This window comes from Actinomadura sp. NPDC048032, assembly GCF_040653175.1.
Taxonomy (GTDB): Bacteria; Actinomycetota; Actinomycetes; order Streptosporangiales; family Streptosporangiaceae; genus Spirillospora; species Spirillospora verrucosospora.
The window spans coordinates 1-12,436 of sequence record NZ_JBEZJP010000011.1; the positions used below are offsets into that span (position 1 = coordinate 1).

Sequence of the window (12,436 nt, forward strand, 5' to 3'; positions counted from 1 at the left end):
ACGAGATGCTCGGCACGCTGGTGCTGCGCACCGCCGACGAGGTCGACGACGCCGACCAGCGGATCCTGGAGCGGGCGGCGCTCGTCACCTCGCTGAACCTGCTGTTCCAGCGCAGCGCCACCGAGGCCGAGGGCCTGTTCGCGAACCCGTGGATGAGGTCCTCCTGCCGCCGCAGGGCGACGGGCACGCCCGCCTCGCGCAGCCGCTCGGCGAACTCCTCCCCCTCGTCCCGCAGCGGGTCGAACCCGGCGGTGACGAGGTAGGTGGGCGGGAAGCCGGAGAGGTCCTCGGCGACCAGCGGCGAGGCGGCCGGCTCGGCGCGCCGCGCCTCCGGGCAGTAGTGGTCGCTGAACCACGTCATGTCTTCGTCGGTCAGGTAGAACCCTTCGGCGAACAGGTCCCGGGACCGCCGCAGCACGGCCATGTCGACCGCCGGGTAGTACAGCAGCGCGAAGTCCGGCGTCCGCCGCGCCGTCAGCCCCACCACCGCCGCGAGGTTGCCGCCCGCGCTGTCGCCTCCGACCGCGACGGCTCCCGGGTCGGCGCCGAGGTCGCCGGCGTGGGACGCCGCGTACTCGTAGGCGGCCAGGGCGTCGTCGGCCGCCGCCGGGTACGGGTGCTCGGGCGCGAGACGGTAGTCCACCGACAGCACCCGCACCTCCGCGTGCACGGCGAGATAACGGCACACCGTGTCATGGGTGTCGAGGCTCCCGATGACCCAGCCGCCGCCGTGGTAGAAGACGAGCAGCGGCGAGCCCTCCGCGAGACCCTTCGGCGTGTAGAGCCGCGCCGGCACGCCGCCCGCGTCCACGTCCCGCGTCCGGACGGGGCGCGCCGGCACCTTAGGCAGGTACGCCTGCCCTCGGGCGATCCCGCGCCGCGCGTCCTCGACCGTGCCCCCGGCCAGCCTCCGCTCGCCCTCCAGCCGCATCATCGCGAGCAGCAGCTGCGCGTCCAGCGCCAGCTCCTGCCCGTCCCGCCGGACCGGCGCCCCGGCGACGAGCCGCTTCACCGGCCCCGGCAGCGCGAACACGGCGCGGAGCACGGCCCCGGTCACCCCCGGCGGCACCTTCTCGGTCAACGACGCCACACCAGCCTCCAGCCCTCGGGTCCCGGACACCGTACTCTCCAGTAGCCAGGCGGCACAGCCCCGGGCGCGAGCGCGTGTGACCACCTGGTCGTACGGGCCCGGTCAGAGGTGGTAGGCGTACTCGCGGAACTCCCAGTCGGTGACGTGCCGCCGGAATCGCGCGACCTCGTCCCGCTTGTAGGCCAGGAAAGCGGTCGCGAACTCCCGGCCGAGCACCTCGGTGAGCGCCTCGTCGGCGGCGAGCGCGTCGAGCGCCGCGGGCAGGTCGGCGGGCAGGACGGGCGCCTTCGCGGCGTCGTAGCCGTAGCCCTCCAGCGGCGGCGGCGCGGACGCCTTGTCGCGGATCCCCAGGTAGACGGCCGCGATCAGGCCGGCGACGCCCAGGTAGGGATTGGCGGAGGCGTCCCCGAGGCGCACCTCCAGCCGGGCCGCGGCGCCGCGCTCGGGCGGGATCCGGAGCATGGCGCTGCGGTTGTCCAGGCCCCAGTCGATCAGCCAGGGGGCGAGGCTGCCCGGGCCGAACCGCTTGTAGGAGTTGATCGTGGGGTTCAGCAGCGCGGCCAGGGCCGGGGCGTGCTCCAGCACCCCGGCGATCGCGTGGTGGGCGGTCTCGGACAGCCCGTCCGGCCCCCCGCCCTCGAAGACGTTGCGCCCGTCCGCCTCCAGGCAGGAGAGGTGGACGTGGAAGCCCGAGCCGCCGTCGTCGTTGAACGGCTTGGCCATGAAGGTGGCGAGCCGGCCGTCCAGCCGGGCGATCTCCTGGACGGCCGCCTTGAACCGGAACGCGCGGTCGGCGGCGTCGAGCGCGCCGGAGTGCGCGAGGTTGATCTCGAACTGGCCGCCGCCGAACTCGTGGTTGCCCATCGTGACGCCGAGGCCGAGGTCGCGCAGGTGCCGGAGCGTGCGCAGCAGGTGCCCGTCCGGGTCGCCCTTGCGGCCGGCGGTGTAGACGTTGCCGGGCGCGTCCCCGTACCGGCGCCAGCCGGTGGGAGAGGACGGGTCGGGCTCGCAGAGGTAGTACTCCAACTCGGGTCCGGCGACGGCCTCCAGCCCGAGTTCCCGCAGCTTCCCGATCGCCCGCCGCAGCACCTCCCGGGGCCCCTCGGGGCACGGCTCGCGGCTTCCGGGCTCGCACGCGTCGCCGATGCAGGACGCGACGCCGTCCTCCCAGGGGACGGGGGCGAGCGTCGACAGGTCGGGCCGCACGCAGATGTCGGGGAGCCCGGCGTCCAGCCCGCCCGGCACCTCGACGGTGCCGCCGCCCGGGGTCGTGTGGAAGACCGCCCGGCAGAACGACAGGCCGTGCTCGACCGCCTGGGGGAGCCGCTCGACGAGCACGTCCCGGGCGCGCTCGACGCCGATCAGGTCGGTGTAGGACACCCGGACCACGTCGATCCCGTCGGCGGCCAGCCGCTTCACCACGTCCTCGACCGGTCGGCTCACGGGCACTCCCCTCAGTTCATTTGGGACCAAACCATATGGCGGGCGGCGGTCCCTGGCAAGGGTCGCGACGAGAGGACCAGACCACGGGGCGGGGTGGCGGAACCGGGCGCCGCGGGCATATCGTATGGGCCCAAACGAATGGAGATACGTGGTGGCGACCGTGCGAGGCTTCCTGCACCCCAAGACCGCGACGGGGCGCTCGTCGCTCGTCCCGAGCCCGCCGTGGCACTACTCGGGCGACCTGCTCACGGTCGAGTACCGCACCGACCCGGCCCGCGTGGCCGAGCTGCTGCCCGCGCCGCTGTCCCCCGCCCCGGACGACCCGGGCGCCGTCGCGCTGATCTGGGCCGACTGGCAGTCCTGCGCGGAGTCCGGCGAGGAGCTGCTGGACCCCGTCCGGGCGCAGTACAAGGAGTGCTTCGCCGTCGTCCGCTGCTCGTTCGAGGGGCGCACCTACTCGCGCTGCGTCCACATCTGGGTCGACAAGGACTTCGCCATCGCGCGGGGCCTGCACCAGGGCTACCCGAAGAAGCTCGGCTCGATCCACCAGACCCGCCCGCACCCCTACGGCCGGGCCGCGCCCCGCATCGCCGCGGGCGAGCGGTTCGGCGCCACCCTCGCCGCCGCCGACCGCCGCCTGGCCGAAGCGGTGGTCACGCTGCACGGACCGTCCGAGACGAACGGCTTCGTCAACGGGCACCCGATGGCCCACCACCGCTTCCTGCCGTCCGTCGAGCCGGGCGGCGCGCCGTCCCTGGACGAGCTGATCGAGTCGGGCGCCTCCTCCTTCGAGGCGGGCCAGGCGTGGAAGGGCGAGGCCGACCTGCGCCTGTTCGACTCCCCCACCGAGGAGCTGTCCCGCCTGACGGTCGAGGAGCCCATCGCCGCCTACTACCGCCAGGTGGGCGTGGTGTGGAACGGCGGCCGCCGCCTGGCCTGACCGTCAGGACGCGCGTGCCCGGCGCCGCCAGTAGGCGAGCGTGACGGCGGCGAGCAGCGGCCCCCACGCCACCAGCGGCGCGTAGGCGACGACGCCGAGCACGCCCTGCCAGTCGTGGAAGTGGATGGGGAAGCCCTCGGGCAACGGGCGCCCCTGGATGGTCTCCTGGAACACCAGGCAGTTCACGACGGAGGCCGTCCACATCGGGGTCAGGATCGCGGCGCCCACGAGACCCGGGACCACGGCGGCCGCGACCGGCACGCGCCGTCCCCGAAGGCCCGGCAGCCACCGCGGGAACACCTCTCCCCAGCCGGCGACCATCCCGACGGCGGTGAACGCCACCGCCTCCGACAGGATCGACAGCAGCACCACGTACGCCTCCAGCGGCACCCAGCCGGGAAGGTCGCCTTTCGCGGTCCCCGAGTCCAGGCCGTCGCCGCTGAGGATCGGCAGGTGGAGGGCGAAGGCGGCGATCCGCCACAGTCCCGACGGCAGGACGGTGAACGGCACGGCCAGGGCCGCGATCCGCGCCCAGCGCGGGACGCCCGCGACCGGCGCGTGCGCGGCTTCCCAGCCCGCGCGCAGCCGCGCGAACGGAACCGATGGCGTGCTCGCAAGGGTCATGGCCCCACCCTCGCGCCCGCCCCGGCCGCGTTGATCACCCGCGGGCGCCACGCCCCTCCCCCGCACGGGGGAATCCCGGAACGGGGTCACGGGGATCGTACGGAGTCGAACGACCGCCGACGGGAGTAGATTCGCCTTCGGTCCGCCGGAGGCGCGCGAGCGGTTCGCCGGCGCCGGACCCTACGGGAGGACGCACGTGACCGGGCACCACACCCTGCAAGAGACCGAGCAGGCCATCCAGCGGCGGCTCGGGGACGTCCCGCTGCGGCACGACGCGATGATGGCGGTGTCCAACATCTACCGCGCCGCCGCCGCGATCCGGCAGCACTTCGAGAGCTCGGTCCTGCGCGGCGCCGACCTGACGTGGACGTCGTTCGTCGTCCTGTGGGTGGTGTGGATCTGGGACGAGATGGAGACGCGGCACGTCGCCGAGGAGGCCGGGATCTCCAAGGGCACGCTCACCGGGGTCGTGAAGACGCTGGAGGGGCGCGGCCTGATCGAGCGCGGCTCGCACGCGACGGACGGGCGGCTGGTCCTGCTGCGGCTGACCGGCAAGGGGCAGGAGCTGATGCGGGAGATGTTCCCCGCGTTCAACGCCGAGGAGGCGTTCGTGGTGGAGGGGCTGAGCGGTGAGGAGAACCGCGCCCTCGCCGGGACGCTCCGGTCGGTGGTCGAGCACCTGGAGGAGGAGGGCGAGGAGCGGCGGGCCGCGCTGCGCGAGCAGTCGCCGCCGCCGCCCCGGCGCTCGGGCCGCCGCTCGCGCGCCTGACGCCCTCCCGCTCACCCGCGCGGCGGGCGGACGCCCCGGAACTCCCAGTCTCCGCCGAACGCGGTGGAGACGACCTCCTCGGACTCGGTGGGCTGCGCGCCGCAGTCGTCCCGCACGGGGGCGGGCCCGGCGACGATGTGGTTGCGGAGCCGTCCGAGCCCCTCGGCCTCGACCTCGACGACGTCGCCGGGCCGGACGGGACGCGAGTTCGCCGGCGTGCCGGACAGCAGCACGTCCCCCGGATACAGCGTGATGGTGCGGGCGATGTCGGCGACGAGGTAGTGCATGTCCCACTCCATCTCGTCGGTGCTGCCGTCCTGCACGAGCTCGCCGTTCACGTACGTGCGCAGGTACTTTCCGCGGAAGTCCCAGTCGGTGACCAGGCCCGGCCCCAGGGGGCACAGGGTGTCGGAGCCCTTCACGCGCAGCATCGAGCCCGCGTCGGTGTCGCGGAAGTCGTGCAGGCCGTAGTCGTTCGCGACCGTGTAGCCGGCGATGTGGGCGCCGGCCTCCTGGGGGGAGACGTTGCGGGCCGTCCGGCCGATGACGATCGCGATCTCGCCCTCGTAGTTCAGGTACCGGCACCGCTCCGGGCGGACGACGGCGCCGCCGTGCGCGTTCAGCGCCGAGACCGGCTTGTGGAAGTAGGTCGGCGCGGGCGGCAGCTCCGTCCGGAACTCCTCCACCCGGCTGCGGTGGTTGAGGTGCACCGCGACCACCTTCGACGGCTCGCACGGCGGCAGGTGGACGGCGTCGGCCGCCCGCACCCGGCGGCCGTCCGCGGCGAGGAGGTCGTCACCGTCCCGGACGACCTGGGTCGCGGCGCCCTCCAGCAGGATTCTCCGGTACTCGGTCATCAGGCCGTCCATCCGTTCGCGGGGCGGTCGAACCAGATGTGCACCTGGCCCGTTCCGACGGAGTTCTCGTAGTCGCTGTAGAGGCGCCCGGGGGCGGTGCAGGCGTGCTCGCCGAGGGCGCCGATCATCATGAGGTAGTGGCCGAAGCGGGCCTCGGGCCTGAAGGCCAGGAAGTCCGGCATGGTGTCGAGGACGCGGGCGTGGTCGCCGTTCCCGAGCCAGGCGATGCGCTGCTCGTCGGCGGCCCGCGCCTGCGGCGTGAAGATGTGCTCGGGGCCGGACGCCTCGTGGTCGCGGATCACGCGCAGCGGCCAGAAGGTGTGCGACAGCGCGCCGGAGGCGATCAGCAGGACGCGCCGGCCGGTCGCGGCGACGGCGTCGCCGAGGGCGCGGCCGAGGCGCAGGAAGTCCTCGGTGTCGGCGGTCTGGCACACGCCGATCGAGATCCACCGCTTCCCCGGCACGCCCAGGTAGGGGTCGTCGCGGACGCCGAGGTGCGTCCACAGGTTGACGGTCGCGTAGTAGATCGGCAGGTGGGGGTCGTCGATCGGGGTGATGTACGTCCCGTGCCGGCCGGCGTAGCGCGCCACCGCGCGGGCCAGCTCGGGGTCGCCGGGGATGTCGTAGGGCATGCGGCACATGCCGCGCGGCAGTTCCTCGGACGTGTAGAGCCCGGCGCGGCGGTCCTGCGCCGTGGTGACGAACTCGACGGTGGTGGCCCAGTGCGAGTCGAGGACGACGACGGTGTCGTAGTCGTCCCGCTCGAAGACGTCCGCGCGGAGCCTGTGCAGGCCGGAGACGAGCGTGGTGTCCTCGCCGCCGTTCAGCTCGCGGCGCGTGGCCTCGGGCAGCACGATCGTGGGGACGTGCGCGAGGAGCCCCGCGCCGACTACCTCGCCCATGGCGCCGTCACCGTGTTCTTCAGGTCGCAGTAGAAGTCGAAGCTCCAGTCGCCGCCCTCGCGCCCGACCCCCGACTGCCGGGACCCGCCGAACGGGGCCCGCAGGTCGCGGACGAAGAAGCAGTTGACCCACACCGTCCCGGCCACGAGCCGCCCGGTGACGCGCCGCGCGCGCTCCGGGTCGCCCGTGGCGAGGGTGGCGGCGAGGCCGAACCGGGTGCCGTTCGCCATGGCGACGGCCTGGTCCTCGGAGTCGAAGGTCTGGAGGGTGAGGACGGGCCCGAAGACCTCCTCGGTGAGGATCTCCGCTCCCTCGGGGGCGCCGGTGAACAGCGTGGGCCGGTAGTAGAGGCCGCCCAGGTCGTCGTTCGGGCCCCCGCCGAGGAGGGCGCGGGCCCCGGCGTCCTTGGCGCGCCGGACGAATCCGTCCACCCGTTCGAGGTGGCGGCGGTGGATCTGCGGGCCGACGTCGGTGGACTCGTCGCGGGGGTCGCCCTGCCGGAGCCTGGACGCCTTCTCGACGAACCGCGCGGTGAACTCGTCCGCGACGGACGACTCGACGAGCAGCCGGGTGCCCGCGAGGCACACCTGGCCCGCGTTGTCGTACTGCTCGACCGCGAGGTCCGCTGCCAGGTCGAGGTCGGCGTCGGCGAAGACGAGCAACGGCGACTTGCCGCCCAGCTCCAGCGACAGCGGCGTCAGGTTCGCCGCGGCCGCGGCCGCGATCGTGCGGGCCGTGGGCACCGAGCCGGTGAAGCTGATCCGCCGCACGTCGGGGTGCGCGGTGAGCGGCCCGCCGACCTCCGCGCCGTAGCCCTGGACGACGTTGAGCACCCCGTCCGGCAGCCCCGCCTCGGCGGCGACGCCGGCCAGCAGGGACGCGGTGAGCGGCGTCCACTCGGCGGGCTTCAGCACGACGGTGTTCCCGGCGGCCAGGGCGGGCGCGATCTTCCAGGTGGCGAGCATCAGCGGCGCGTTCCACGGGGTGATGAGCGCGCAGACGCCCGCCGGGTCCCAGCTGACGTGGTTGGTGTGCCCGCGGGTGTCGAAGTCGTCGTGGCCGAGGCCGAGCAGCCGGTCGGCGAAGAACCGGAAGTTGTGCGCGACGCGGGGCATGACGCCGCGCCGGTGGGAGCGGACGAGCGCCCCGTTGTCGGCCGTCTCGACCCGGGCGAGCTCCTCGGCGCGCTTCTCCACGCCGTCGGCGACGGCGTGCAGCAGCCGCGCCCGCTCGTCCCTGCCCGTCCGGGCCCAGGCGGGGAACGCCCGGCGCGCGGCGGCGACCGCCGCGTCCACCTCGGCCGGACCGCCCCGCGCGATCTCGGCGATCGGCCGCTCGTCGATCGGGGAGACGTCGGTGAACACCGCGGCGGAGGCGGCGCGCTCACCGCCGATCCAGTGCCCGGTCTCGACGGCGACGCCCGCGACTGTTGCCATCGCTGCGCACCTCCAGTTTGTTTGGCCCCAAATAATCTAGGAAGCGGGGATGGCGGCGGTCAAGCCGTCCCAGCTATTGTTCGGGACCAAACGACTTGAGGGAGGGTCCGTGCCCGACGTCCCCTACGAGGAATGGCGCGCCCGCGCCGCCGGGCTCGCCCCGCACACCGGCCACCACATCGACGGGAAGTCCACCGGCTCCGGCTCGGTCCCCGTCGTGGCGCCCCGCGACGGGGCGACGATCGCGCACGTCGCGTCGGGCGGGGCGGCGGAGGTGGACGCGGCCGTCGCCGCCGCGCGCCGCGCCTTCGACACCGGCCCCTGGCCCCGCCTCGCGCCCGCCGAGCGCAAGGCCGCCCTCCTGCGCTGGGCCGGGCTCGTCGAACGCGACCGCGCGACGCTCGCCCTGCTGGTCAGCCTGGAGATGGGCAAACCGGTCTCCGAGGCGTACGGGATCGAGCTGCGCGCCGTCGCCGGATGCCTGCGCTGGTACGCCGAGATCGCCGACAAGCGGCTGGACGAGGCCCCCCGCACCGCCTCCTCGTCCCTGGCCCTGGTGAGCTGCGAACCCGCCGGCGTCGTCGCGGCCGTCGTCCCGTGGAACTTCCCGCTGACGATGGCCGCCTGGAAGGTCGCCCCGGCGCTGGCCGCGGGCTGCACGGTCGTGCTGAAGCCCGCCGAGGAGTCGCCGCTGTCGGCGCTGCACCTGGCCGCGCTCGCCGCCGAGGCGGGCCTGCCGCCCGGGGCGTTCAACGTCGTCAACGGCCCCGGCGAGACCGCGGGCCGCGCCCTCGGCGAGCACCCGTCCGTCGACGTCCTGGCGTTCACCGGCTCCACCGAGGTGGGGCGGCACTTCCTGCGCTACGCCGCCGCCTCCAACCTCAAGCGCGTCTGGCTCGAACTCGGCGGCAAGTCGCCCAACATCATCCTTCCGGACGCCCCGGACCTGGACGCCGCCGCCGACACGGCCGCCTGGGGGATCTTCTTCAACGCCGGCGAGATGTGCACGGCCCCGTCCCGGCTGCTCGTCCACCGCTCGGTCGCCTCCCGCGTCCTGGACCGGGTCGTCGCCCGCGCCGAGTCGCTCCGGGTGGGCGACCCGCTCGACCCCGCCACCGAGATGGGCCCGCTGGTCTCGCCCGCCCACCACGCCCGCGTCGTGTCGCACGTGGAGGCGGCCCGCGCGGACGGCGCCGGCGGGCGCGCCGACGGCCGGTTCATGGCCCCCACCGTGTTCGACCGGGTCGACCCGGGGATGCGGATCGCGCGCGAGGAGGTCTTCGGGCCCGTCCTGGCCGTCCTGGAGTTCGACGACGTCGACGAGGCGGTCGGCCTGGCCAACGACACCGACTACGGCCTCGCCGCCGCCGTCTGGACCTCCGACCTCTCGACGGCGCACCGCGTCTCCCGCGCCCTGCGCGCCGGGACGGTCTGGGTGAACTGCTACGAGGAGGGCGACATGAGCGTCCCGTTCGGCGGCGTCAAGCTCTCGGGCCACGGCCGCGACAAGTCCCTGCACGCCATGGACAAGTACACCGACCTCAAGACGACGTGGATCGAGCTGTGAGGCCCCTCATCGCGCTTCCCGCCCGGTTCTCCGCGAGCGCCTCGGCCCTGCGGCACCGGGCCGAGGTCGCGTCCCGGGCCCTGGTCGAGGCGGTGCACCGGGCGGGCGGCGAACCGTTCCTCATGCACCCGGCCTCGCCGTTCGACCCGTCCCGGCTGGAGCGCTGCGACGGCGTCCTGCTGCCCGGCGGCGGCGACCTGCACCCCCGCCGCTACGGGGCCGCGTCCGCGCACGAGGCCCTGTACGACGTGGACGACGAGCAGGACGCCTTCGACCTCGCCCTGGCCGCCCACGCCCTGGACGCGGGCCTGCCGACCCTCGCCGTCTGCCGCGGCCTCCAGGTGGTGAACGCGGTGCTCGGCGGCACCCTCCACCAGCACATGGAGCCCGACCACCGGCACCGGGTCCACTCCGTGCCGGTCAGGCCCGGCACCCTGCTCGCCAAGACCCTCGACGCCGAGGAGACCGTCGTGTCCTGCTATCACCACCAGTCGATCGCGGCCCTCGCCCCGGCCCTGGCCCCCACCGCCCGCGCCGCCGACGGCACCGTCGAGGCCGCCGAGCTCGCGGACGCGCGGGCGTGGTTCCTGGGCGTCCAGTGGCATCCCGAGGACACCGCCGCCACCGACCGCGACCAGCAGGCGCTCTTCACGGCCCTGGTCCAGGCGTCCGCCCGGCGGTGACCGCCGCGCGTCAGGGCTTGCGGACCAGGAGGCTGCCGGCGGGGACCGGGCGCTCGTTCTCCGCCGGACGGCGCAGGAGCCGCGCCACCTCCACCAGCCCCGCCTGGGCGGCCAGTTCGGCCATGACGTCGACGGGCCGGCGGTAGGCGAGGGCGACCTTGTGGTCGAACGCCTCCGCCTCGTCCTCGTCGGTCGACTGGAACCCGACCAGGAGCAGGCCGCCGGGGGCCAGCACCCGGTGGAACTCCGCGAAGGCGCGCGGGATCTCCTCCGGCCCCAGGTGGATGGTCGAGTACCACGACAGGACGCCCGCCAGGCCGCCGTCCGGGAGGTCGAGCGCCGTGATGTCGCCCTCGTCGAAGCGCAGGTGCGGGTGGTCGGCGCGGGCGCGGGCGATCATGGCGGGCGACAGGTCGAGCCCGAACGCGTCCAGGCCGAGGCCGTGCAGCAGCGCCGTCCCGCGGCCGGGGCCGCAGCCGAGGTCGGCGACCGGCCCGGCCGGGACCATCGCCGCGAACGCGGTGATCATCGCCCGGTCCAGATGGAGCTCGTCGAGCGCGTCGCGGAAGAGGTCGGCGTACAGGTCGGCGATGGCGTCGTAGGCGCTGGAGACGGTCTCGGTCATGATCCAGGACGGTAGCGCGCCTGGCGGGCGGCCGGGCCGGTGGGCGCGAGACCCGACAGCCCCCGCTCCACCGCCGCGGCGGCCCGGCGGCAGAACGCCTCCGGCTCGTCGGCGGCGTCCGGGCGCTCGTCGACGAGCACGTCCGCCAGCCCGCCGCGCAGCAGGTCCGCCGACCGGACGCCCTGCGCCTCGGCCATCTCGCCGGCCCGCGCCGGGGTCCGGTGGACGATCAGCGAGGCGCCCTCGGGCGGCAGCGGCGACAGCCAGGCGTGCCGGGCCACCAGGACGCGGTCGGCGGGCAGGAGCGCCAGCGCGGCGCCGCCCGTGCCCTCGCCCAGCAGCAGGCAGAGCGTCGGCGCCGGCAGGGTGATCAGATCGGCCAGGCAGCGGGCGATCTCACCCGCGAGCCCGCCCTCCTCCGCCTCGGCCGACAGGACGGCGCCGGGCGTGTCGACCACCGTGACCAGCGGAAGGCCCAGCTCCGCGGCCAGCCGCATCCCGCGCCGCGCGACCCGCAGCCCGGCCGGGCCGAGCGGGTGGCCGCCGCGCTGACCGCGCCGGTCCTGCCCCACCAGGACGCACGGCGCCGCCCCGAAACGGGCCAGGGCGAGCAGCAGGCCGGGCTCCGCCTCCCCCTGGCCGGTGCCCGACAGGGGCGTCACGTCCGCGGCCCCGAAGCGCAGCAGCTCGCGGACGCCCGGACGGTCCGGGCGGCGCGACCGCTCGATCGAGTCCCACGCCGTCCCCTCCGGCGGAACGCCCGCGGGCGGAGGCGAGGGCGCGGGCGCCGAGGGCGGCCGCCCGCACAGGACGTCCAGCGCGGCGGACGCCACCCCCGCGAGGTCGTCGATGGCCACCACGGCGTCCAGCAGGCCCTTGGCCGCCAGGTTCTCGGCGACCTGCACCCCCGGCGGGAACGGCTCTCCGTGCAGGCCCTCGTAGACGCGGGGGCCGAGGAACCCGATCAGCGCGCCGGGCTCGGCGGCCGTCACGTGCCCGAGCGACCCCCACGACGCGAACACCCCGCCGGTCGTCGGATGCCTCAGGTAGACCAGGTAGGGCAGGCCGGCGGCCCGGTGGGCCATGACGGCGGCGGTGATGCGGGCCATCTGCACGAACGCGGCCGTCCCCTCCTGCATGCGGGTGCCGCCGGAGCACGGCGCGGCCAGCAGCGGCAGTCCCTCGGCGGTGGCGCGCCCGACGGCCGCGACGATCCGGTCCGCGGTGGCGAGTCCGATCGAGCCCGCGAGGAACCGGAACTCCGACACGACGAACGCGACGCGGCGCCCGCGCAGCAGGCCCTCCCCCGTCAGGACGGCCTCGTCGCAGCCGCTGCGCTCGCGGGCGGCCGCGAGAGCCTCGGCGTACGCGGAGGCGGGGGGCGGCTCCCCGGCGGGCGGAACGTCCCAGGACGTCCAGGCTCCCTCGTCCAGCACGCGGCGCAGCAGGTCGCGCGCCCCGACACGATCCGTCACGAAGCCCCTTCCGCCGGTCCCTCCT

At 75.1% G+C, this 12,436-nt stretch carries 12 protein-coding genes; 4 read left to right on the plus strand and 8 right to left on the minus strand.

The genetic code is table 11. The annotated features are described in order from the left end of the window. Nucleotides 1–1,090, minus strand: a 1,090-nt coding sequence (locus AB0C69_RS03090) for an alpha/beta hydrolase (RefSeq protein ID WP_360349053.1), incomplete at its 3' end; no start/stop codon positions are given. A 102-nt stretch (nt 1,091–1,192) separates the two neighbouring features. After that, a complete protein-coding gene (locus tag AB0C69_RS03095) occupies nt 1,193–2,533 on the minus strand; it encodes a glutamine synthetase family protein (RefSeq protein ID WP_360349056.1) in 1,341 nt (446 codons plus the stop codon). Between the two features lie 151 nt (nt 2,534–2,684). On the opposite strand from AB0C69_RS03095, the gene AB0C69_RS03100 reads away from it, so the two are divergent. Next, nucleotides 2,685–3,473, plus strand: coding sequence for an acetoacetate decarboxylase family protein (locus AB0C69_RS03100; RefSeq protein ID WP_360349059.1), 789 nt, complete (start codon nt 2,685–2,687; stop codon nt 3,471–3,473). Nucleotides 3,474–3,476: 3 nt separating this feature from the next. Here the strand turns inward: AB0C69_RS03100 and AB0C69_RS03105 are convergent, their stop codons facing one another. Next, complete coding sequence (locus AB0C69_RS03105) at nt 3,477–4,097, minus strand: hypothetical protein (RefSeq protein ID WP_360349061.1); 621 nt, start codon at nt 4,095–4,097, stop codon at nt 3,477–3,479. A gap of 196 nt (nt 4,098–4,293) precedes the next feature. Between AB0C69_RS03105 and AB0C69_RS03110 the strand changes: the two genes are divergently transcribed. Continuing rightward, the gene (locus AB0C69_RS03110) at nt 4,294–4,866 is read left to right on the plus strand and encodes a MarR family winged helix-turn-helix transcriptional regulator (RefSeq protein ID WP_345175712.1); all 573 of its coding nucleotides are present in this window, start codon (nt 4,294–4,296) and stop codon (nt 4,864–4,866) included. A gap of 11 nt (nt 4,867–4,877) precedes the next feature. Here AB0C69_RS03110 and AB0C69_RS03115 read toward each other — a convergent pair whose 3' ends face one another. Genes AB0C69_RS03115 through AB0C69_RS03125 form a run of 3 tightly spaced genes read right to left on the minus strand, consistent with a single transcriptional unit; the run spans nt 4,878 to nt 8,061 of the window. Beyond that, nucleotides 4,878–5,723: a fumarylacetoacetate hydrolase family protein gene (locus AB0C69_RS03115; RefSeq protein WP_360349064.1), complete on the minus strand. Its 846-nt coding sequence runs from the start codon at nt 5,721–5,723 to the stop codon at nt 4,878–4,880. Then, nucleotides 5,723–6,625: a catechol 1,2-dioxygenase gene (locus AB0C69_RS03120; RefSeq protein WP_360349067.1), complete on the minus strand. Its 903-nt coding sequence runs from the start codon at nt 6,623–6,625 to the stop codon at nt 5,723–5,725. Before AB0C69_RS03120 ends, AB0C69_RS03115 begins: the two co-directional genes overlap by 1 nt. Further along, the gene (locus AB0C69_RS03125) at nt 6,613–8,061 is read right to left on the minus strand and encodes an aldehyde dehydrogenase (protein ID WP_360349070.1); all 1,449 of its coding nucleotides are present in this window, start codon (nt 8,059–8,061) and stop codon (nt 6,613–6,615) included. The genes AB0C69_RS03120 and AB0C69_RS03125 overlap by 13 nt, the downstream gene beginning before the upstream one ends. Nucleotides 8,062–8,170: 109 nt before the next feature. Here AB0C69_RS03125 and AB0C69_RS03130 point away from each other — a divergent pair, with 109 nt between their 5' ends. Further along, a complete protein-coding gene (locus AB0C69_RS03130) occupies nt 8,171–9,628 on the plus strand; it encodes an aldehyde dehydrogenase family protein (protein ID WP_360349073.1) in 1,458 nt (485 codons plus the stop codon). Further along, nucleotides 9,625–10,311: a gamma-glutamyl-gamma-aminobutyrate hydrolase family protein gene (locus AB0C69_RS03135; RefSeq protein WP_360349076.1), complete on the plus strand. Its 687-nt coding sequence runs from the start codon at nt 9,625–9,627 to the stop codon at nt 10,309–10,311. The genes AB0C69_RS03130 and AB0C69_RS03135 overlap by 4 nt, the downstream gene beginning before the upstream one ends. A 10-nt stretch (nt 10,312–10,321) precedes the next feature. Here the strand turns inward: AB0C69_RS03135 and AB0C69_RS03140 are convergent, their stop codons facing one another. Together AB0C69_RS03140 and AB0C69_RS03145 are read right to left on the minus strand one after the other, a co-directional pair. Further along, a complete protein-coding gene (locus AB0C69_RS03140) occupies nt 10,322–10,936 on the minus strand; it encodes a methyltransferase domain-containing protein (protein ID WP_353830941.1) in 615 nt (204 codons plus the stop codon). Next, complete coding sequence (locus AB0C69_RS03145) at nt 10,933–12,411, minus strand: carboxyl transferase domain-containing protein (RefSeq protein ID WP_360349079.1); 1,479 nt, start codon at nt 12,409–12,411, stop codon at nt 10,933–10,935. The genes AB0C69_RS03140 and AB0C69_RS03145 overlap by 4 nt, the downstream gene beginning before the upstream one ends. Nucleotides 12,412–12,436: the final 25 nt, after the last annotated feature.